We start from the raw sequence: 20,351 nt of genomic DNA, 5'->3' as shown, positions 1-20,351 counted from the left end.
TTTGTGATGAGGGATTCGTCGGTCTGAGTGTTTCGGGAGCAACTGAGAGCAACTGAGAGCACCTGAGAGCAACTGCCCGAGAACTTTGCACTCGACGCGACAAATCATAGGATGACCGGACGATCGAGGGCAAAGCATAATTCGTGTGACATCACGCCTACCCACAGGAGCGCCGTGCAACCCGTTCGCCGCAGCACCCTGATCACCCAGGTGACAGAACAGCTCCGGGAAGAGATTCGTTCCGGCAACTGGGCGGTCGGCAGCCGCATTCCCACCGAGCCCGAGCTCGCGGACCTCACCGGCACCGGGCGCAACACCGTCCGGGAAGCCGTCCAGGCTCTCGTCCACACCGGATTGCTCGAGCGCCGACAGGGATCTGGCACCTACGTGCTCGCGGCGTCGGAGGTGGGCAGCACGCTCGGCACATACTTCGCCGGCGCCCACGAGCGCGACGTACTCGAACTGCGCCAGTCGCTGGACGTGACCGCGGCGGGTCTGGCCGCGAGGCGCCGCGACGACGCCGACATCCGAGACCTACGGGTACTTCTCGAGGCCCGCACCGACGCCTGGCACGGCCCCGATCTGCGGGCCGCCATCGCCGCGGACATCGCACTGCACCGCGGCATCGTCGCCGCCAGCCACAACCAGGTGTACCTGGAGTTCTACGACTCGCTGCTCCCCGCGATCGAGGACACCGTCTTCAAGCACGCGTCCGCGACGGGCGCCGGTTTCCACGACGAGCACAGTGCCCTCGTCGAGGCCGTGATCACCGGCGACAGCGAGCGTGCGGTCGCCGCGGCCCGGTGCTTCTTCGACGAACTACTCGCCGGCTACGCGTAGATCGGCGAGGTCGGACCGACTAGAGGATCAGGCGCACCAGTTCGGCGGTCCGCAGGAGGCCGGGGAGCGCGTCGGGGGTGGAGCGCGGGTGCAGCGTGTGCACCGAGAGCCGGAAGAGCAACGCCCGCAACAACATCTGTGGCCACTCGGGCAGGTCTTCCCAACGCCCGATCAGGCCCTCGTCGGCGCCGCCCCACGACAGCGCGTCGACGACGATGACACCCGCCGCCCATGCGGCCGGACGCCAGTACGGGGTGATGTCGGTGACGCCCGGTGCGGCGCTGCCGTCGAACAGGACGGTGCCGAACAGGTCGCCGTGCACCAATTGATCGGGTGCGCGCACCGGCTTGCGCAGGCTGGCGAGCTGGCCGATCACCTCGACGCTGCGCTTGCCGTCCGACGTCAGGTCCTCGAGGGCTCCCGCGGCCCGAGCGGTCCGCAGCGGGACCGTCTCCCATGCGGCCCGGTCCGCGGCGACGAAGACGTCGACGTCGGCCCACGGCGCCACCGGAGGCTGGGCGAGGAAACGGGGACGCTCGAGCTGAGCGGTCGCGGCATGCAGACGCAGCGACAGCGACACCACCTCGTCGTGCCTCGGCTCCGAGGCCCCTTCGAGGAAAGTGTCGGCGCGCCAACCGGAGACGACATAGCGACCGTCCGTGGCCCGGACGGGACGGGCCAACCGCACGGCGTCGACCGCGAGGGTCTCGCGGATCTTCGCGGACCACGCCGCGCGTGCATGATCGGCGACAGGCGAGAGCACGACGTCGCCGCAGCGCCATCCGCCGTCCCAGTCGGCGCCCAATGCGGCCGGATCGGCCTCGCGGAGACCGAAGGTCGAACAGACGTGCTGGGGAGGTTGTGCAGAGCTCACGGGCGTCAGGCTACCGCTGCAGACCGTCCGTTTCGGTGAGGCGCCCCGAAGGCCGCGCTGAATAGGTGCGGAGGGACGCTCAGTAGACGGGAAGCGACGGATCGACCTGGTGCGCCCAGGCGATCACCCCGCCCTGCAGATGCACCGCGTCGGCGAAACCCGCCCGGCGGAGTGCCGCCAACGCCTCCGCCGACCGGATACCGGTCTTGCAGTGCAGCACGATGCGCCGGTCCAGCGGCAGTTCGGCGAGCGCCTCCCCCGACAGGATCCGGTCCTTCGGGATCAGCGTCGCCCCCGGTAGGTGGACGATGTCCCACTCCACCGGCTCGCGGACGTCGACGATCGCGACATCGGCGCCCGAGTCGAGCAGCTCACGCAACTCCAGCGGAGTGATCGCCCAGTCCCGATCCGCCTCGACGACCGGTTCCACACCGCAGAACGCGTCGTAATCGACGAGTTCGGTGACATCCACGCGATCGGGGTCGCGGCTGAGCTTGACGGTCCGGTACTGCATGGCGAGGGCGTCGTAGATCATCAGCCGGCCCAGCAGCGAATCGCCGATTCCGGTGACGAGCTTGATCGCCTCGGTCGCCATGATCGAACCGATCGACGCACACAGCACACCGAGCACACCACCCTCGGCGCACGACGGCACCGTTCCCGGCGGCGGCGCCTCCGGATACAAGTCGCGCAGGGTGATGCCCCGCCCGTCCGGGGCGGCATCCCAGAACACCGACACCTGCCCCTCGAACCGGTAGATCGACCCCCACACGTACGGCCGCCCGGCCAGGACCGCGGCGTCGTTGACGAGGTAGCGGGTCGCGAAGTTGTCGGCGCCGTCGAGGATCAGGTCGTACTGCCCGAACAGTTCGACGGCGTTCGACGCCTCCAGCCGGAACTCGTGCAGGCGGACGTCGACGTGCGGGTTGATCTCCCGGATCGACTCGCGCGCGCTCTGCGCCTTCGACCGTCCGATGTCCGAGGTGCCGTGGATGACCTGGCGCTGCAGGTTCGACTCGTCGACGACGTCGAAGTCGACGATGCCGATCGTGCCGACACCGGCCGCAGCGAGGTACATCAGTGTCGGCGAGCCCAGACCGCCCGCACCGATCACCAGCACGCGCGCGTTCCGCAGACGCCGCTGCCCGACCGTGCCCACATTCGGAATGATCAGGTGCCGGCTGTAGCGGGCAACCTCGTCACGGCTCAACTCTGCCGCCGGCTCCACCAGAGGGGGAAGCGGACTATTCGCGGACACCACACGCTCCTGAACTCGACCGGCCAAACGCTCGCGTCCAGCCTAGGCCGTCAGCCGAAGCGCACCTCGAGGTCGCCCAAATCCGACACCACGACGTCGGCGCCGGCCGCCCGCAGGGCGTCGGCATGGTGGGTGCGATCGACACCGACGACCACCCCGAACCCGCCGCGCCGACCCGCCTCGACCCCGGCGATCGCGTCCTCGAGCACGACGCATCGGTCGGCGGACAACCCCAGCCGCCGCGCCCCTTCGAGGTAGGTGGCCGGGTCGGGCTTGCCCGCGAGCGCAAGGTTGTCCACATCGATCCCGTCGACGCGCGCGTCGAAACTGTCCACCAGACCGGCCGCGGTGAGCACCCGCTCGGCGTTGCGGCTCGCGGTCACCAGAGCCACGGGCACGCCGGCCTCGCGCAGGCGCCCGATCAGCGCGACCGTTCCGGGGAAGGCGTCGACGCCGTGTGCGTCGAGTTCGTGCAGGAACAGCGCATCCTTGCGCGCGGCGAGACCGCACACCGTGTTCGCGTCCGGCGGGTCCGACGCCGCACCGTGCGCCAGATCGATCGACCGGGACGCGAGGAACGACGCGACCCCGTCGACGCGTGGCCGTCCGTCGACGTAGTTCAGGTAGTCGTCGGTCGTGAAGTGGGGATCCCCCGCGCCGCGCTCGTCGAGGAACTCGTCGAACAGTCGCGCCCACGCGCGCTCGTGGACGCGCGCGGTGTCGGTGACGACGCCGTCCATGTCGAACAGGAACCCGGAACACACGGTGTCCCCGATACGAACGTGTGGATCGCTCTCGGACGACACGGGCGGGTCCCTCCTCAGCGTCGTGCTATCGGCCTCGTGCTTGTCAGCCGCGCGGATACGGCCAGGGGTTGAAGCGGCAGGCCTTGCCGTCCATCGGGACGACACCCTCGGGGTCGAGCACAGCGATGTCGTTGTTGGCGGTGCCGAACGACTGCTGCATCATCACCGGCGCCAGCCCGCCGTCCGCCTCGCACGGCTGATGCGTCTGGTACCCGATGGCGTGCCCCACCTCGTGATTGATCTGGTACTGACGATACGAGCCGATGTCGCCCTGGAAGGCGATCGCGCCGCGAACCCAGCGGGGCTCGTTCAACACCACCCGGTCGATGCCGGGGTTGTAACACGACACCTCGAGCTGGATGTCGTAGCCGCACACCTCACGGATCGTCGTCTGCGAGGTCAGGGAGATGCGGAAGTCCGGACTCGCGCCGTCCTTCAGGAGCGGATCGGTCTGGTCCACGCGACGGAAGGCGAACCGGGGATCGCGCGTCCAACTCTTCGGGTTGCCGAGCGTCTGGTCGACCATGCGACCGAACGACTCGTCGCCGCCCAACCCAGCGGTATCGATACCGTCCTCGACCTCGACGCTGTACGTGAACACCCGCTCGGTGCCCTGCCCGACCTGCCCGGTCGTGCCGGGCACGACATGCCAGGAGCGTGCTCCCGTCGCGGTGAAGGGGCCACCCTCGGGCAGCGCGCCGGCGGGCACGGTCGCGGCGAAGTTACCGTCTGCGAGAGGCGGGACGCCGACGATGTCGGTGCCGTCCTCGTGGCTGAGTTCACCGAAACCGGGGTCGGTGGAGGCCCCGGGCTCCGACTCCCCGATCCCGCGGACCGCGTCCACGAGGACGAGGACCGTGACAATCAGCAGCACGGGGATCGCGTACGCACGCCACCCGTACATCGAGACGAATTTGCCGAGTTTGCTCTGCTTGCGCGCATCGCGTTCGGGGCGCGGAGTGCGCGGACGACCGATGTTCCGACGGGTCGGATCCCACAGCGCGCGCAGAGGTTCGTGTGGGTCGGGAATCCGGCCGGGATCGCTTCCTGTGGGCCGGGAGCCGTCCGATCGTTGATCGTCGGACACCTCGGGAACTGTGCCCCCCAGGCGCGGTCCTCCTCGGTCAGTCACCACGCCAGAATCTCACAGACCGCCCGTCGGTTCACCCGGCACGCCGGACTTCCTGCCGGGCCACGGCATGCCTGTGAGATGAGACACCGGTGTGCCGTCGCGGCGTCACTGCAGGGCGGCCGCTCGCCGCGCCGCCCTGTGCCGAATGTGGGATCCTGGAATACTCGCAGTCAGGGGACGTGACGGTGCCGCCCGCACGGCGCGTCGACGACAAGATCAGTACACAGAAATCGGCCGAGAACCGTCCGGGTATCGTGCAAATGATTTATCTTGCCCCGAGGCGTTCGTGATAGGTCGGACACCGGACGAAGCGGGGCTCTTTGTGCAGATTGGGAGCGACATGACTGAACTCGCGGATCGGACACCCTCCGATCGCGCCGCCACGACCGCAAACGGTCAGGGCACCCGCCGCAACACCCGACTACCCCGGGACGCACGGCGCCTTCAGTTGCTTGCGGCCGCCAGCGAGGTCTTCGTCAGCCGCGGCTACCACGCCGCCGGCATGGACGAGATCGCCGAGTGCGCCGGCGTGAGCAAGCCCGTCCTGTACCAGCACTTCCCCGGCAAGCTCGAGCTGTACGTCGCGGTGCTGCAGAGCTACGTCGACAGCCTCATCTCGGGTGTGCGTCAGGCGTTGCGGTCGACGACCGACAACCGTCAGCGGGTACGCGCGGCCGTGCAGGCGTTCTTCGACTTCGTCGACAACGACAGCCAGGGCTTCCGTCTCGTCTTCGAATCCGATCTGATGGGCGAGCCGCAGGTGTCGCGCCGCGTCGAACAGGCCACCGAGGCATGTGTCGACGCCGTCTTCGATCTCGTCGCGCACGACTCGGGCCTCGACCCTTACCGTGCCCGCATCCTCGCCGTCGGTCTCGTCGGCACCAGCCAGTTCACCGCGCGCTACTGGCTCGAGGCCGCGCGCCCCATCCCCAAGGACGAGGCAGTCGACACGACGGTCGCGCTCGCGTGGGGCGGACTGTCGCACGTACCGCTGCACGCCGAAACCAAGTAGGCCCTACACATACGCGAATACACGCGAAGGGCGCGGGGTCGATTCGACTCCGCGCCCTTCGCGTATGTGCCGGCCTCTAGCTCGTCGGCGCGAACCCGACCTTGCGGCTGTCCGACGGACCGATCTCCACGTACGTGATCCGCGCGGCCTGGACGAGGAACTTGCGCCCCTTCTCGTCGATGAGCGAGAGCACACCGCCCGCGTCGCCGAGCGCCTTCGTCACGAGCGCCTCCACCTCGTCGGGCGTGAGGACGCTGTTGACGACGAGCTCACGCGGGCTGTCAGTTACACCGATCTTGACCTCCACGGTCAACCTCCGAACTCTCCGAGCGCTTGAAGCTGTCCCGGCCAGATTAATGCAGCCCCGCCCACACGGGCCTGCCGCGACGCTGTGCTGAGAGCGAACAGCCCGGTCAGACGAGGCCGAGCACCGCCATCCGTTCGGCGTGCTTCGCCTGCATGTTGTCGAACAGGGCCGCGACGCCGTTGAGGCTGCCGGTCGCCGTCATGACCAGATCGGTGAGGTCCTCGCGGCGAGCGAGGACGAACTGCGCCTGCGTGATCGCTTCCCCGAGCAGGCGGCGCCCCCACAGCATCAGCCGGTCCTTCTCGCTCTTGCTCGCGGCGACCGCGGCCCGAACCTCCTGCACGACGAATTCGGAGTGCCCCACCTCGGCGAGTACCTCACGGACGATCCCTCCCACCGCGGGGTCCAGGGAGTGCGCGATCTCGAGGTAGAAGTCGGCGGCGATCCCGTCGCCGACGTAGGCCTTGACCAGCGACTCGAGCCACGTCGACGGGTCGGTGGACGCATGGTAGGCATCGAGGGCACGGACGAACGGATCCATGGCCGCATAGACCTCGATTCCGCGGCCCGTGAGCGCGCGCTCGAGCGTCTCGAAGTGCGCCATCTCAGCTGCGGCCATGCTCGCGAGCGCGACCCGCCCCCGCAGCGTGGGAGCCATGTGCGCGTCCTCCGCCAGTCGGTAGAACGCGGAGATCTCGCCATAGGCGAGAACTGCGAACAACTCGGCCACACCCGGGTGGTCTGCAGCGATGGCGGGCACGGACGACGTCGGTGAATCGGCTCCCATGACGCCACAGCCTAATCCGTGTCGTGCAGTGCATCGGGGACGGCGGGACCGGGCCGGAATCGTGATCTGCGCCATGCATGTGTCGGCCGCGGAGCGTCGGACCGCTACAATTGCGACGGGAGACCGTTATTTCCGCGCTGGTCCCGGTCCCGGAGCATGAATCCGGAGTGACGAATTCGAAGTTGAATTCGAACGAATCGGGCGCGAAACGGATGAGGACTCCCGAAGATAATGTGCGCGCACCTGATCGACGGCGCTCGCCGCGTCTCGCCGAGATCGACACGATCTCCGCGCTGAGACGGAGGCCGGGCCACCGCACAAGAGGGCACCGACATCGGCCGACTTACGGCCTGGCCCCTTACCTCGTGCGTGCGTGCCGATACGAGGAAGGCCAGTTCCCTGAGCAAGATCACGATCGACCACGAAGACGACGCAACCGAAACCACGCTGTCCGCCCAGTTGGACGAGACGCACACCCCGCCCACCTTCGGTGAGCTCGGTGTCCGCGACGAGATCGTCAAGGCGCTCGCCGAGATCGGCATCGAGCGCACCTTCGCCATCCAGGAGCTCACGCTCCCCCTCGCCCTCGCCGGCGACGACCTCATCGGTCAGGCCCGCACCGGCATGGGTAAGACGTTCGGCTTCGGCGTTCCGCTGCTGCACCGCGTCGCCACCGCAGATTCCGGCACCACAGCGCTCGACGGCACTCCGCGCGCCCTCGTGATCGTGCCGACGCGCGAACTGTGCGTCCAGGTGACCGAGGACCTCGAGAACGCTGCGAAGTACCTGAAGTCCGGCAAGAAGAAGCTCGAAGTCCTGTCCATCTACGGCGGCCGCCCGTACGAGCAGCAGATCGACGCGCTGCGCAAGGGCGTCGACGTCATCGTCGGCACCCCCGGACGCCTGCTGGACCTCGCCAACCAGGGTCACCTGATCCTCGGCAAGGTCGGTGTCCTGGTTCTCGACGAGGCCGACGAGATGCTCGACCTGGGCTTCCTGCCCGACATCGAGCGCATCCTCGGCATGGTCCCCGACAAGCGTCAGACGATGCTCTTCTCGGCCACCATGCCGGGCCCGATCATCACGCTGGCGCGCACGTTCCTGACGCAGCCGACGCACATCCGCGCCGAGGAAGCGGACTCGTCCGCCGTCCACGAGCGCACCACTCAGTACATCTACCGCGCACACGCGCTGGACAAGGCCGAGATGGTCGCCCGCGTCCTGCAGGCCGACGGCCGCGGCGCGACGATGATCTTCACCCGCACCAAGCGCACCGCGCAGAAGGTCGCGGATGACCTGAACGAGCGCGGCTTCAACGTCGGCGCCGTACACGGTGACCTCGGCCAGATCGCCCGCGAGAAGTCCCTCAAGGCGTTCCGCAACGGCACCGTCGACGTCCTCGTCGCGACCGACGTCGCGGCCCGCGGCATCGACATCGACGACGTCACCCACGTCATCAATTACCAGTGCCCCGAGGACGAGAAGACCTACGTGCACCGGATCGGTCGTACCGGTCGCGCGGGTCGCACCGGCACCGCCATCACTCTGGTGGACTGGGACGACATCCCCCGCTGGCAGCTGATCGACAAGGCACTCGCCCTGGGCACCCCGGACCCCGTCGAGACCTACTCGAGCTCGCCGCACCTGTACGAGGAACTCGGCATCCCCACGGACGCAAAGGGTTCGATTCGCAAGGCCCGCGCCGAGCGTCCCGCGAAGGACGAGAAGGACGCCAAGGACGCGAAGACGGACAAGTCCGACGCATCCAACCGCAGCCGTAGCCGCCGCCGCACCCGTGGCGGCAAGGCCACCGACGGATCGGCGCCGGCCGAGGCCACCGCGACGTCCGGCGACAAGACCACCGAGGTCGCCTCGTCCGCATCCGACGATGCCGCCGCCCCGCGTCGTCGCCGTCGTCGCCGCCGTCCCGCCGCGGGCGAAGGCGCATCGGGCCAGGCCGACACCCAGCCCGTGAGCGCCACTGCAGCCTCCGAGTAGCTCGGGGTAACCTGCCACCTGTGCTGGCACCCGAGCGTCGTACCCGTCTGGACGTCGCCGTCGCCGCGACCATCGCGATTCTCGTCGCGGTCGCCGCGGCGGCGATCTGGATCGGGAGCGACGCTCGGGGAACCACGTCGGTGACCGCGGAAGGTCCTGCGGCTGCAGTGGATTCACCGCTCGCACCGCCCTCGTCACTGCACGAACTGTGGCGTGCCGCCAGCCCCGCGTCGTCGGCGCCCATCGTCGCCGACGGCACCGTCGCGACCGCGGACGACGGGACGGTCCTGGGGCGCGACCCCGTCACCGGCGACGAACGGTGGCGATACCAGCGCGATATGCCGCTGTGCGGCGCCATCGGCGCCTGGAACACCGTGGTCGCCGTCTACCGCGATCAGCGCGGCTGCAGCCAGGTCACCCAGCTCGGCGGGGCGACCGGTGAACGCAAGGCCCAGCGGTCGAGCGACGCCGACGACGTGGTGACCCTGTCCTACGACGGCACCTACGTGGTGTCCCGCGGTTCCGAGCGGATGGAACTGTGGCGGTCGGACCTCGTCCGCACCCTCGAGTTCGGACGGGTCGACGCGCCGATCAACCCCGGGAAGCAGCCACGTCCCGACTGTGAACTGAAATCGGCCGCGGCGGGTGGAACCCGCGTCACCGTGCTGATGCACTGCCCGGGCGAGGCCGGCGACCGCATCAGCGTCCTCGACGCCGCCCCGAAGGACAACCAGGAACCGCAGGAGTTCGGTTCCGCGCTGCTGACGGGGCCGGGTGCGGACACTGCCGGGGCTCGACTCATCGCATCGTCCGGCGACCGCACGGCGGTGTTCCTTCCCGCCGGCCCGGTGTCGGGAGCGCGCATCGTGGTAGTCGACGGCACCGGCAACGAGACTGCCTCGTACCCGGTGACCACCGCCGTCGGCGCCGACGCCACGGCGGCCCGGAACGGTTCCGTCTTCACCTGGTGGACCGGCAGCGAGTTGATCGCACTCTCCACGAGCGAACTCGCCCCGAAGTGGACCGCGACGGGCGCTCTCGGGCCCGGCGCGATCATGGCCGGGTCGCTCATGGTCCCGGTCCCCGGCGCGATCGCCGTCCTCGACCCCGCTACGGGCGTCGAGCAGGGGCGCATCCCCGTCACCCGCGACAACGACGCCGCCCCGATCGCCACCGCGATCCTCGGCGACATCGTGCTCGAGCAGCGCGGCGACGACGTCGTCGCCCTGCGCTGAGTACGTCGATCAGGTACCCCGCCAGCCTGCAACGTGTTCTAATTCGCGCATGTCGAACATCGTCGTCACCGGCGCAGCCTCGGGCATCGGCGCCGCCACGGTGAAACTCCTTCGCAGCAACGGCCATGACGTCGTCGGTGTGGACCTCGCCGGCACCGAGGTCACCGCGGATCTGTCCACCCGGGAGGGCCGCCGGGAGGCCTCCGCTGCCGTGACCGACGCCGCCGACGGCGTGATCGACGCCGTGGTGTGCTGCGCCGGCCTCGGGCCACTGTCATCGCATTCTGGCGGAAAGCTGTTGTCCGTCAACTACTTCGGCGTCATCGACTTCCTCGACGAGTTGCGCCCGACCCTCGCCCGGCGCGAGCGCTCGTACGCAGTCGCGATCTCGTCGAGCAGCACCAGCACGCAACCGGGCATCCCCGGGCACGTCGTCGACGCCTGCCTGGCCGGAGACGAGGACCTGGCCGTGACCCTCGGCGACGAGGCGACCGCCATCCCGTCGTATCCCGCGTCGAAACTCGCTCTGGCCCGCTGGGTACGCCGAGAGTCGGTGACTCCCCAGTGGATCGGCGCGGGCATCCGCCTCAACGCCGTCGCGCCCGGGATCGTCGACACGCCTATGACGTCCGGCCCCGATCTGGATCCGAACCTCGCGAGGGCTCTCGACTTCTATCCGGTACCGCTGGGTCGACGCGGCCGACCCGAGGAGATTGCGGCATTGATCGCCTTCCTCACCAGTGACGCCGCGTCGTTGCTGTGCGGCAGTGTCCTGTTCGCCGACGGCGGCACCGATGCACTTTTACGACAGAACGACTGGCCCGCCGTGTGGGAACCCTCCGGAGAGGATCTCGCGCGGCACTTCACCGGCTGACGAGACCCGGAGGCGTTAGGCTGGACCGCGCAGTGTCCCCAACCGAGCGAGGTTGCGCGATGACCAGCACAGACAGCACCAGCACCGCACCGTGGCTGGCCGACTTCTACCGTGATCTGCACCGACATCCGGAACTGTCGTACCAGGAAACCCGTACCGCCGAACGGATCGCGGCGAAACTCGGCGAACTGGGCATCGACGTCACGTCCGGCATCGGCGGCACCGGTGTGGTGGGCCTCGTCCGCAACGGCGACGGCCCTACCGTCCTGCTGCGGGCCGACATGGATGCGCTCCCCGTCGAGGAGAAGACGGGTCTCCCCTACGCCAGCACAGCGCACGCGACCGACCCCGACGGCATCGACGTCCCCGTGGCGCACGCGTGCGGGCACGACATGCACGTGACGTGTCTGCTGGGCGCCCTGGAAGTGCTGGTGGGCGAACAGGCTTCGTGGTCGGGCACCGTGATGGCGGTGTTCCAGCCCGCGGAGGAACTCGGGTCGGGATCGCAGGCGATGGTCGACGACGGCCTGTTCGAGAGGTTCGGCAGTCCCGACGTCGTGCTCGGTCAGCACGTCGCGCCGCTTCCGGCCGGCATGCTCGCGGCCCACCCGGGCGCCGCCTTCGCGGGCGCCGACTCGCTGCGCGTGCTGCTGCACGGCGTCGGATCCCACGGATCGATGCCCGAGCAGTCCGTGGACCCCGTGGTCATGGCGGCGGCAACGGTGATGCGCCTGCAGACGGTGGTCTCACGCACTGTCTCCGCGACCGACACGGTGGTGGTCACCGTCGGCTCGCTGCAAGCGGGTGCCAAGGCCAACGTGATTCCCGACCGCGCAGAACTCGCCCTCAACATCCGCACGTACGACCCGGACGTGCGGACCGGCGTTCTCGCCACGATCACCCGCATCGTCGAGGCGGAGGCGCAGGCGTCGAACGCACCGCGAAAACCTGAGATCACACCGATCGATTCGTTTCCCGTCCTGGTCAACGACGCCGATGCCGTCGCTCGGACGACCGCGGCGTTCCGCGCACGCTTCGGCGACGAGAACGTGATCGATCCCGGCCCGGGCGCCGCGAGCGAGGATGTCGGGGTGTTCGCGACGGCGTCGGGTGCCCCGATCTGCTACTGGATCCTCGGCGGCGCGGACCCCGCGATCTTCGCGAAGGCGAAAGCCGAGGGCAAGGCCCCCGACCTGCCACCCAACCACTCGCCGTACTACGCCCCCGTCATCGAACCGACCATCACGACCGGCGTTTCGGCTCTGATTACCGCCGCACGCGAGTGGTTGGACTGACCCGTCCTGCCGTCCGTCAGGCGGTCCCCTCGTACGGCGAGAAGGTGACCAGCTCGGCCTTGCCCGTCCAGTGCGCCGAAAGGTGATGCGCTAGTTGGCGGTACGCCTCACCGCCCTTGTTCTTGCGGCCCGCGAGCACGGTCGATCCCGACGCCGAGGCCTCCGCGAACCGCACCGTGCGCGGAATCGGCGGGGCCAGGACCGGCAGGTCGTAGCGATCCGAGACGTCGGAGAGGACGTCGCGGCTGTGCGTCGTGCGCGCGTCGTACAGCGTGGGCAGCGCACCCAGGAGCACGAGATCGGGGTTGGTGATCTGCTGAACCTCGGAGACCGTGCGCAGCAACTGCCCGACGCCGCGGTGCGCCAGCGTCTCGCACTGCAGTGGCACCAGCACCTGCTGGGCCGCGGTCAACCCGTTGAGCGTGAGGACCCCCAGCGACGGCGGGCAGTCGATGATGATCACATCGAAGTCGTCGAGAATCGGCGCGAGCGCGCGCTTGAGCGCGAACTCTCGGCCCGGACGCATCAGCAACAATGCCTCCGCGCCGGCAAGATCGATGGTCGCGGGAAGAAGCTTGACCCCGTCGTCGGTGTCGAGCAGCACGTCCGCAACCGGCGTGTCCCCTGTGAGGACGTCGTGCACCGACGCCTCGAGTCGATCGGGATTGTGCCCCAACGAGAATGTCAGACATCCCTGCGGGTCCAGATCCACCACCAGCACGCGCCGGTCCAGGTCCACGAGTGCAGCCCCCAGAGACGCGACCGTCGTGGTCTTGGCTACCCCACCCTTTTGATTCGCTACAGCCAGTACCATCGTCACGGCCTAGATCCTTGCGTACTCGAGGCCCGAAGGCGAGGGTTCGGGCTCACCCGGCATGATTGATCCCATGACCTCACCCGAGCGCCGACTGGTTCTGCTGCGACACGGTGAGACCGAGTGGGCGCGACTCGGCCGGCACACGAGCGCCACCGAGGTCCCCCTCACCGATCGCGGCGCGATCCAAGCCCGCGAAGCCGGGCAGCAACTGGCCGAACTCGCGCTGAACAATCCCCTCGTCGTCACGAGTCCACGGCGTCGGGCACACGTAACTGCCGCCCTCGCCGGATTCACCGAGGAGCGGCGCTGGGATGCACTGACCGAATGGGACTACGGCGAGTTCGAGGGACTCACCACTCCGGAGATCCGCGAACAGATTCCGGACTGGACCGTGTGGACGCACCCGTGCCCGGGCGGAGAAACACACGAGATGGTGACGTCCCGCGCAGACATGGTCGTGAACACCGCGGAGGCGGCCCTCGCCGAACGCGACGTCGTGCTGGTGGGCCACGGCCACTTTCTGCGGGCCGTGATCGCACGCTGGGTCGAACTCCCGGTCTCCGAGGGCAGGCGCTTCGCCCTGACTCCCGCGGCGCACACCGTCCTGAGCTATGAGCACGGGTTCCGCATGATCCTCACCCACAACGTGACCCCGAGAGAAGGCCGTCAGTGAGCGAACAAACCGACCACCGCACCACTTCGGTGATTCGCCGCGCGACGCCAGCCGACGTGGACGCGATCACCGGGCTGATCTACGAACTCGCCGAATACGAAAAGGCCCGGCACGAGTGCACCGTCGTCCCGGCGCAGATCGAGACGGCACTGTTCGGCCCGGCGCCTGCTGCGTTCGCGCACGTCGTGGAGGTCCGGGCGGACGACTCCGCGGCGCCGGTGATCGTCGGCACCGCACTGTGGTTCCGGAACTTCTCGACGTGGGACGGCGTGCACGGGATCTACCTCGAAGACCTGTACGTCACCCCCGAGCACCGCGGCGCCGGCTACGGCAAGGCGCTGCTCGCGACACTCGCCGAGGAATGCGTCGCCCAGGGATACACGCGGCTGGCCTGGTCGGTCCTCAACTGGAACACCCCGTCGATCGGCTTCTACGAGTCCCTCGGCGCGGTCGCGCAGGACGAGTGGACTACCTACCGGCTCAGCGGCGACGCGCTGGCGGAACTGTCGGAACTGTCGGAACTGCCCAGGCAAGCCGGGTAGTACCTACCGCTCATTCACCGTCGGGTGCGGCGTAGGCCTCGGCCATCCAGCGCGACGTGCTGCCCGCGAACAGCATGACCAGAGCGCCGATCACCACGATGCCGAGCAAAATGCCCCAGAGCACTTGGTGCGAGGTGATCACGTACCAGGTGACCGGTAGCAGCAGCAGCTGCGCCATGAGCGCGATCGTGCGCCCCCAGCGTTGCCCGCGCAGGAGCGCGATACCGGCCGCGAGCACGGCGCCGCCGAGGATCGCGAACCAGGCGGCGGTGCCGTAGCCGCTCGTCACGCTCTGGTCGACGCCGCGCAGACCACGCACCAACAGGAAGATCGCGAAACCGACGGCGGCCGCACCCTCGAGGGTGACGACCGCACCGGCCCCACGGACCGTTTTGGGAGTGGAGGCGGGCGCAGGCTGGTTCGACACGCAGCAAGCCTAGAACACCGTGGTGACCCGGCTAGGCTGATGCCCCGTGCGTGCGCTGCTGATCGTCAACCCCAACGCCACCTCGACCACGCCCGCGGGCCGCGACCTCCTCGCGCACGCGTTGTCGAGTCGCGTCCGCCTCGCCGTCGCGCACACCACCCACCGCGGACATGCCGGTGAACTGGCCGCCCAGGCTCGCACCGACGGTGTCGCGCTGATCATCGTCCACGGCGGCGACGGCACGGTGAACGAGGTCGTCAACGGCCTGCTCGGTGAGCCCCACCCGCGGTCGATGCGGTCGGTGCCGATCGGGCCGATCCCGCTGATCGCGGTCGTCCCGGGCGGTTCGGCCAATGTGTTCGCGCGCTCGCTCGGAATCGAGCCCGACCCGGTGGACGCCACCAACCAGCTCATCGACCTCCTCACACTGCGCCGACGACGGACGATCGGCCTCGGCCATTGTGACAACCGCTGGTTCACGTTCAACGCGGGAATGGGTCTCGATGCCCAGGTATGCGAGGCCGTCGACAACGGCCGTAAGAACGGGCAGCTAGTCACGCCCGGGCGTTACGTGCGGCACGCCATCCGTTGCTTCTTCCGCGCCAAGCGGGAGGAGCCTACGTTGACGGTGGACGTCCCCGATCACGCTCCGATCGACGGCGTCCACTACGCCTTCGTCTCGAACTCGACACCGTGGACGTACCTGAACAGGCGTGAGGTCCACACGAATCCGGGCACCAGCTTCGAAACCGGACTCGGACTCTTCGCGATGCGGACGATGCGCGTCTTTCCCAGTCTCCGCGTTGTTCGTCAACTACTTTCTGCCGGATTATCGCCTAAATCACATTCATTGATTCGATTCGACGACGTACCGCAAATCCACATCCGTTCGAGTTCGCCGATCGGCCTGCAAATGGACGGCGACTATATTGGCCTGCGAACCGATGTGACTTTCGTCGCCGTACCCGATGCACTCGAGGTCATCGCACCTGCACAGCACTGACACACCCGTCGACGACAAGCCCAGTTCGACCCTCGTTCCACCGATTCGGACGCTCGATCGGGACCTCCCGACCGGCCGATCGGCCATGCCGACGCAACCGAATGTCCAGATGGCGTGCATAAAAGCCCAGGTGGGTGTACAAAGGACAAGGGACCACATAGGGGAGCCTAACCAAGTGAGCTTGCCCACGGTGCAGTCGTTTTCTATTGACTTCCCCTCGGTTCGTGAAAGCATTCACAAGTAACAGTGCTGAAACGTCCAAGTAAGCACCCGTGAACTTGCGAATACATTACGGTGCACATTGCACCCAGTTAAGGAGTGGAAAGATGGACTGGCGTCACACCGCAATCTGTCGCGACGAGGATCCCGAACTGTTCTTCCCGGTGGGAAACAGCGGCCCGGCTCTCGCGCAGATCGCTGATGCCAAGGTTGTGTGCAACCGCTGCCCCGTCACCGCCGAGTGCCTGTCCTGGGCCCTCGAGTCCGGTCAGGACGCCGGCGTCTGGGGCGGTATGAGCGAGGACGAGCGTCGCGCTCTCAAGCGCCGCAACGCTCGGACCCGCGCGCGCACCGCGGTCTGACACGGCTTTCACGGAAGGCCCGGCACCACGAGGTGCCGGGCCTTCCGTCGTTTTCGTGTGTTTCGTGACCCGAACATACGTCCGGCCCGGGGCCTTTCGGTTGCCGCGATCAGACCCGCGGCGACCGTCGACCGAGCGGCACCCGGAGCACGGCGTCCGTACCGCCGCCGGGCGACGGGTGCAGACCCAGTGAGCCGCCCAATTCCGCGCCGACGAGTGTCCGCACGATCTGGAGACCCAGCCGATCCGACTTCTCGAGACTGAAAGCGGGTGGCAGCCCGCGGCCGTCGTCGTGGATGACGACGTCGAGCCACCGCGCCGATCGATCCGCGCGCAGGTAGACCGTCCCCGACTCGCCCGGTTCGAAGGCGTGCTCGATCGCGTTCTGCACCAGTTCCGTCAACACCATCACCAGTGGCGTCGCGCGCTCGGCGGAGAAGACGCCGAGGCTGCCCTCGCGCTTGATCTTGATGGGCATGTTGACCGAGGCCACGTCGGCGAGGATCGGCACCAGTCGATCGACGACCTCGTCGAGGTCCACCTCTTCGTCCACCGACATCGAGAGTGTCTCGTGCACAAGCGCGATCGACGTGACCCGCCGAACGGACTCACTCAACGCCAGCCGTGCTTCCTCGTTCCCGGTACGGCGGGCCTGCAGGCGCAGCAGCGCCGCCACCGTCTGCAGGTTGTTCTTGACCCGGTGGTGGATCTCCCGGATCGTCGCGTCCTTGCTGAGCAGGGCGCGGTCACGACGCTTGACCTCGGTGACATCGCGGATCACGACGGCCGCGCCGACCACCGTGTCGTGGGGCTTGAGCACCAGGGCGCGCAGCAACACGATCGCGCCGCGAGCTTCGATCTCCATCCGGTGTCCCAGCCGACCGGCGACGGTGCCGCTGATGTAGTCGGCAACTTCCTGCGACTCGAACGGGTCCGTGATGAGCGAGCGCGTCGTGGACGCCAGATCCTTGCCGGTCAGATCGGTGTTGAGACCCATGCGGTGATAGGCGGACAACGCGTTGGGGCTCGCGTACACGACGCGGCCCTCGGGATCGAGGCGAATGAAGCCGTCGCCCGCGCGCGGACTGGAATTGGTGTCCGAGCGGGTCTCCGGGTTGGGAAACGTTCCCTCACTGATCATTTGGCACAGATCGGCCGCGCAATCGAGGTATGCGATCTCGAGGGGACTCTGGGCGCGCTGCTGCGCGAGGTTCGTGTCCCGGCTGAGGACGGCGATGACCTCGCCGTCGCAGCGCACCGGGACTGCTTCGCGACGCAGCGGCGCTCCCCCGCGCCACGAGTGGTCGACCTCGGTGACGATCTCGCCCTCGACGAGGGCCCTGAGCACCTGCGGATGTTCCGACTCCGAGACCACGGAACCGACGGCATCGTCCGGGAAGGCGGTGGACGCCGTGGTGGGCCGGCACTGCGCGACACACACGACCGTGACGGGTTCTCCCGCGACCGCGGCGGACTGATCGTCACGCCGCTCGGTGGCCACCCACAGCAGGACATCGGCGAAAGACAGGTCCGCGAGTAGCTGCCATTCGCCCACCACCTGCTGCAAGTGGTCGACCGCATTGCCGGGAAGGTCGGTGTGCTCGGCGAGCAGGTCGCTCAGCGTCGACATGTGCCAGGCTCCGAATCGCTTCGCTGGATCAGCTGATGGTGGCGATCAGATCACCCTGCTGGATGACGTCGCCGACCTTCACATCGACGGACGTCACCTTGCCGGCCACCTCGGCCAGAACGGGGATCTCCATCTTCATGGACTCGAGGATCACCAGGGTATCGCCCTCGGTCACATCTTCGCCTGCACTGACAACGACCTGGTAGACGGTCGAAACCATCTCGGCGCGCACATCTTCTGCCACCTGGCACCTCACTGTTCGTGGACGGTCGCGGACCAGCCAATGGAACCACAGCCAACCACACGTGAAACACTAGGACGAACCCGAGTTCGAACAGAGAAGGAGCTACTCATGGGTAAGCGTGGTCGTAAGAAGCGCAGCCGCAAGGGCAACGCCGCCAACCATGGCAAGCGTCCCAACGCCTGATTCAGGCTGCAGACGAGAATCAGGGGCCGGCAAGCGACAGCTTGCCGGCCCCTGATCGTCGTGTAGGCGCCGGCTAGCGCTCCGCGTCGAGTTCTCCCACCAGTCCCGTCTCGGTGACGGTGACCGTCCGGCGGATCTCGATCGACAGGCGCTCACGAAGGCCCGCGGGAGCATGATCCCCACCACACTTGCGTCCGATCAGGCTCTTGATCTTCTCCTCGATGCCGTACGCCGCGAAACAAGCCCCGCAGTCCTCGAGATGCCGCTCGATCCGTGCCCGCGAGTGCTCGTCACATTCGCTGTCGAGAAGCAGCCACACATCGGCGATCACCGCCGAGCAGTCCAACTGCTCGAATTCGTTCTCCCCGGTCACCGAGTAACCTCCTGCTCCGCCTCGACGTCACTGCTGCGCTCGGCGGCGTCGACCGCGCCCCCGCGGTTGAATCCACGTTCTCGGGCGACGTCCGCGAGCAAGCCCCGCAGCTGCTTGCGTCCGCGATGCAGACGCGACATCACGGTGCCGATCGGAGTGCCCATGATCTCCGCGATCTCCTTGTACGGGAACCCTTCGACGTCGGCGTAGTACACCGCCATCCGGAACTCCTCCGGGAGTTCCTGCAGTGCCGCCTTGATGTCGTCGTCAGGGAGCGCGTCGAGCGCCTCGACCTCGGCCGACCGCAGACCGGTCGACGTGTGCTCGGCCGTCGCCGCCAACTGCCAGTCGGTGATCTCGTCGGTCGGGTACTGCGCGGGCTGACGCTGCTTCTTCCGATACGAGTTGATGTAGGTGTTGGTGAGAATGCGATAGAGCCAGGCCTTGAGGTTCGTTCCCTTCTTGAAGGAACGGAACGCCGAGTACGCCTTGACGTACGTCTCCTGCACCAGGTCCTCGGCGTCGGCCGGGTTCCTCGTCATCCGCAGCGCAGCACCGTACAACTGGTCGAGCAGCGGCAGCGCATCACGCTCGAACCGCTCGATCAGTTGGTCCTGGGGCTCCGGCCCCTCACCCGCCGACTCGTTCGCGGGCTCGTGATCGTGATCGTCCAGCACACTGATCCCTTCGCTTGCCGTAGGGGTCAAGGCTACCGCCAACCCCGGCACGATCGAGGGACGCGTCCCGGTCACCAACTCTGTCGGGGCCTCCGGGCGAGCCCGCTCCGCACACAACACCGTCACGAACCACTCCCTTTGCTGATTCAGCGTCTCGGCAGATATCAACAGCACGCGGCGAGAGTCTGTTCCCGCAGGTACTCGGACGGGTGTCGAACCCCGCCGCACGTGCCGCTCTAGAGTGAGTCGTCATGGCCGGAACATCGACTCCCGCAACGAAGCTGCTCGACAAGGAGAAGGTGGCGCACCGGATCCACGCGTACGACCACGACGCCCGCGCGGCGTCGTACGGCGACGAGGCGGTCGACTCGCTGGCCGGTCACGTAGGAGTGGAACCGGCGCAGATCTTCAAGACGCTCGTGATCAAGACGGACACGGGCAAGCTCGCCGTCGCGGTGCTGCCGGTGCCCTCGAAGCTGTCGCTCAAGGCGGCGGCTGCCGCGGTGGGCGCGAACAAGGCCGTCATGGCCGAGCAGTCCGACGCGGAACGCTCCACGGGATACGTCCTGGGCGGGATCTCACCGCTCGGGCAGCGCAAGCGACTGCCGACCGTGGTCGACGCTTCCGCCCTCACCTGGGACCGGGTGCTGTGCAGTGCGGGGCGCCGGGGTCTCGAAATCGATCTGGCACCACAAGATCTGGTGCGGCTGGCGGGAGCTGTGGTGGCGGAGATCACTGCAGGCTGAGCAGTCTGTGACTGCCGGCCGAGCCGCCGCGAGTGCG

At 67.9% G+C, this 20,351-nt stretch carries 24 protein-coding genes; 12 read left to right on the top strand and 12 right to left on the bottom strand.

The window, feature by feature from the left end; all coding sequences use genetic code 11:
* Positions 1 to 174: 174 nt before the first annotated feature.
* Positions 175 to 840 (top strand): FadR/GntR family transcriptional regulator, encoded by a 666-nt coding sequence (locus C8K36_RS03525; protein ID WP_107983022.1) that lies wholly within the window; start codon positions 175 to 177, stop codon positions 838 to 840.
* A gap of 19 nt (positions 841 to 859) precedes the next feature.
* Here the strand turns inward: C8K36_RS03525 and C8K36_RS03520 are convergent, their stop codons facing one another.
* The 4 genes from C8K36_RS03520 to C8K36_RS03505 all read right to left on the bottom strand — a co-directional run bounded on the left by C8K36_RS03520 (position 860) and on the right by C8K36_RS03505 (position 4,808).
* The gene (locus C8K36_RS03520; protein ID WP_107983021.1) at positions 860 to 1,714 is read right to left on the bottom strand and encodes a TIGR02569 family protein; all 855 of its coding nucleotides are present in this window, start codon (positions 1,712 to 1,714) and stop codon (positions 860 to 862) included.
* Between the two features lie 79 nt (positions 1,715 to 1,793).
* Positions 1,794 to 2,972, bottom strand: coding sequence for an adenylyltransferase/sulfurtransferase MoeZ (moeZ, locus tag C8K36_RS03515; RefSeq protein WP_107983734.1), 1,179 nt, complete (start codon positions 2,970 to 2,972; stop codon positions 1,794 to 1,796).
* Positions 2,973 to 3,022: 50 nt separating this feature from the next.
* The gene (locus C8K36_RS03510) at positions 3,023 to 3,778 is read right to left on the bottom strand and encodes an HAD family hydrolase (protein WP_258195005.1); all 756 of its coding nucleotides are present in this window, start codon (positions 3,776 to 3,778) and stop codon (positions 3,023 to 3,025) included.
* A 43-nt stretch (positions 3,779 to 3,821) separates the two neighbouring features.
* A complete protein-coding gene (locus tag C8K36_RS03505) occupies positions 3,822 to 4,808 on the bottom strand; it encodes a DUF3152 domain-containing protein (RefSeq protein WP_420910853.1) in 987 nt (328 codons plus the stop codon).
* Positions 4,809 to 5,250: 442 nt separating this feature from the next.
* On the opposite strand from C8K36_RS03505, the gene C8K36_RS03500 reads away from it, so the two are divergent.
* Entirely contained in the window at positions 5,251 to 5,922 is a 672-nt protein-coding gene (locus C8K36_RS03500; RefSeq protein WP_107983020.1) for a TetR/AcrR family transcriptional regulator, read from the top strand.
* A gap of 76 nt (positions 5,923 to 5,998) precedes the next feature.
* On the opposite strand, the gene C8K36_RS03495 is transcribed toward C8K36_RS03500, so the two are convergent.
* Both C8K36_RS03495 and C8K36_RS03490 read right to left on the bottom strand, forming a co-directional pair.
* Positions 5,999 to 6,229, bottom strand: a complete 231-nt coding sequence (locus C8K36_RS03495) for a DUF3107 domain-containing protein (protein WP_181319442.1) — start codon at positions 6,227 to 6,229, stop codon at positions 5,999 to 6,001.
* Positions 6,230 to 6,335: 106 nt separating this feature from the next.
* Positions 6,336 to 7,016: a ferritin-like fold-containing protein gene (locus C8K36_RS03490; RefSeq protein ID WP_107983018.1), complete on the bottom strand. Its 681-nt coding sequence runs from the start codon at positions 7,014 to 7,016 to the stop codon at positions 6,336 to 6,338.
* Between the two features lie 369 nt (positions 7,017 to 7,385).
* Here C8K36_RS03490 and C8K36_RS03485 point away from each other — a divergent pair, with 369 nt between their 5' ends.
* From C8K36_RS03485 to C8K36_RS03470, 4 genes are read left to right on the top strand one after another with little or no spacing between them, the layout of a single operon-like run.
* Positions 7,386 to 9,014, top strand: coding sequence for a DEAD/DEAH box helicase (locus C8K36_RS03485; protein ID WP_107983017.1), 1,629 nt, complete (start codon positions 7,386 to 7,388; stop codon positions 9,012 to 9,014).
* A gap of 20 nt (positions 9,015 to 9,034) precedes the next feature.
* On the top strand, positions 9,035 to 10,249 hold the full coding sequence (locus tag C8K36_RS03480) for a PQQ-binding-like beta-propeller repeat protein (RefSeq protein WP_107983016.1): 1,215 nt from the start codon (positions 9,035 to 9,037) through the stop codon (positions 10,247 to 10,249).
* Positions 10,250 to 10,298: 49 nt separating this feature from the next.
* The gene (locus C8K36_RS03475) at positions 10,299 to 11,123 is read left to right on the top strand and encodes an SDR family oxidoreductase (protein ID WP_107983015.1); all 825 of its coding nucleotides are present in this window, start codon (positions 10,299 to 10,301) and stop codon (positions 11,121 to 11,123) included.
* A gap of 59 nt (positions 11,124 to 11,182) precedes the next feature.
* Positions 11,183 to 12,418, top strand: coding sequence for an amidohydrolase (locus tag C8K36_RS03470; RefSeq protein WP_107983014.1), 1,236 nt, complete (start codon positions 11,183 to 11,185; stop codon positions 12,416 to 12,418).
* A gap of 16 nt (positions 12,419 to 12,434) precedes the next feature.
* Here C8K36_RS03470 and C8K36_RS03465 read toward each other — a convergent pair whose 3' ends face one another.
* Positions 12,435 to 13,238, bottom strand: coding sequence for a ParA family protein (locus C8K36_RS03465; protein WP_107983013.1), 804 nt, complete (start codon positions 13,236 to 13,238; stop codon positions 12,435 to 12,437).
* Between the two features lie 55 nt (positions 13,239 to 13,293).
* Here C8K36_RS03465 and C8K36_RS03460 point away from each other — a divergent pair, with 55 nt between their 5' ends.
* Complete coding sequence (locus C8K36_RS03460) at positions 13,294 to 13,908, top strand: acid phosphatase (protein WP_107983012.1); 615 nt, start codon at positions 13,294 to 13,296, stop codon at positions 13,906 to 13,908.
* A 29-nt stretch (positions 13,909 to 13,937) separates the two neighbouring features.
* On the top strand, positions 13,938 to 14,450 hold the full coding sequence (locus C8K36_RS03455) for a GNAT family N-acetyltransferase (protein WP_107983731.1): 513 nt from the start codon (positions 13,938 to 13,940) through the stop codon (positions 14,448 to 14,450).
* Between the two features lie 10 nt (positions 14,451 to 14,460).
* On the opposite strand, the gene C8K36_RS03450 is transcribed toward C8K36_RS03455, so the two are convergent.
* Positions 14,461 to 14,877 (bottom strand): hypothetical protein, encoded by a 417-nt coding sequence (locus C8K36_RS03450; protein WP_107983011.1) that lies wholly within the window; start codon positions 14,875 to 14,877, stop codon positions 14,461 to 14,463.
* Positions 14,878 to 14,923: 46 nt separating this feature from the next.
* Between C8K36_RS03450 and C8K36_RS03445 the strand changes: the two genes are divergently transcribed.
* Together C8K36_RS03445 and C8K36_RS03440 are read left to right on the top strand one after the other, a co-directional pair.
* On the top strand, positions 14,924 to 15,880 hold the full coding sequence (locus tag C8K36_RS03445; RefSeq protein ID WP_107983010.1) for a diacylglycerol/lipid kinase family protein: 957 nt from the start codon (positions 14,924 to 14,926) through the stop codon (positions 15,878 to 15,880).
* A 326-nt stretch (positions 15,881 to 16,206) separates the two neighbouring features.
* On the top strand, positions 16,207 to 16,461 hold the full coding sequence (locus C8K36_RS03440; RefSeq protein WP_005518766.1) for a WhiB family transcriptional regulator: 255 nt from the start codon (positions 16,207 to 16,209) through the stop codon (positions 16,459 to 16,461).
* Between the two features lie 109 nt (positions 16,462 to 16,570).
* Here C8K36_RS03440 and C8K36_RS03435 read toward each other — a convergent pair whose 3' ends face one another.
* Together C8K36_RS03435 and C8K36_RS03430 are read right to left on the bottom strand one after the other, a co-directional pair.
* Positions 16,571 to 18,091 (bottom strand): sensor histidine kinase, encoded by a 1,521-nt coding sequence (locus C8K36_RS03435; RefSeq protein WP_107983009.1) that lies wholly within the window; start codon positions 18,089 to 18,091, stop codon positions 16,571 to 16,573.
* A 28-nt stretch (positions 18,092 to 18,119) separates the two neighbouring features.
* The gene (locus C8K36_RS03430) at positions 18,120 to 18,335 is read right to left on the bottom strand and encodes a biotin/lipoyl-binding carrier protein (RefSeq protein ID WP_107983008.1); all 216 of its coding nucleotides are present in this window, start codon (positions 18,333 to 18,335) and stop codon (positions 18,120 to 18,122) included.
* Positions 18,336 to 18,443: 108 nt separating this feature from the next.
* On the opposite strand from C8K36_RS03430, the gene C8K36_RS25370 reads away from it, so the two are divergent.
* Positions 18,444 to 18,518, top strand: coding sequence for a 50S ribosomal protein bL37 (locus C8K36_RS25370; RefSeq protein WP_022597109.1), 75 nt, complete (start codon positions 18,444 to 18,446; stop codon positions 18,516 to 18,518).
* Between the two features lie 73 nt (positions 18,519 to 18,591).
* Here the strand turns inward: C8K36_RS25370 and rsrA are convergent, their stop codons facing one another.
* Together rsrA and C8K36_RS03420 are read right to left on the bottom strand one after the other, a co-directional pair.
* Positions 18,592 to 18,891, bottom strand: coding sequence for a mycothiol system anti-sigma-R factor (rsrA, locus tag C8K36_RS03425; RefSeq protein ID WP_107983007.1), 300 nt, complete (start codon positions 18,889 to 18,891; stop codon positions 18,592 to 18,594).
* Positions 18,888 to 19,568, bottom strand: a complete 681-nt coding sequence (locus C8K36_RS03420; protein ID WP_420910835.1) for a sigma-70 family RNA polymerase sigma factor — start codon at positions 19,566 to 19,568, stop codon at positions 18,888 to 18,890. Before C8K36_RS03420 ends, rsrA begins: the two co-directional genes overlap by 4 nt.
* Positions 19,569 to 19,819: 251 nt before the next feature.
* Between C8K36_RS03420 and ybaK the strand changes: the two genes are divergently transcribed.
* Positions 19,820 to 20,314: a Cys-tRNA(Pro) deacylase gene (ybaK, locus tag C8K36_RS03415; protein WP_107983005.1), complete on the top strand. Its 495-nt coding sequence runs from the start codon at positions 19,820 to 19,822 to the stop codon at positions 20,312 to 20,314.
* Positions 20,315 to 20,351 lie beyond the last annotated feature (37 nt).

The sequence above is a fragment of the Rhodococcus sp. OK519 genome (assembly GCF_003051005.1).
Taxonomy (GTDB): domain Bacteria; phylum Actinomycetota; class Actinomycetes; order Mycobacteriales; family Mycobacteriaceae; genus Prescottella.
Note: the sequence above shows the minus strand (reverse complement) of the source record. Positions and strands in the feature narration are given on the sequence as shown.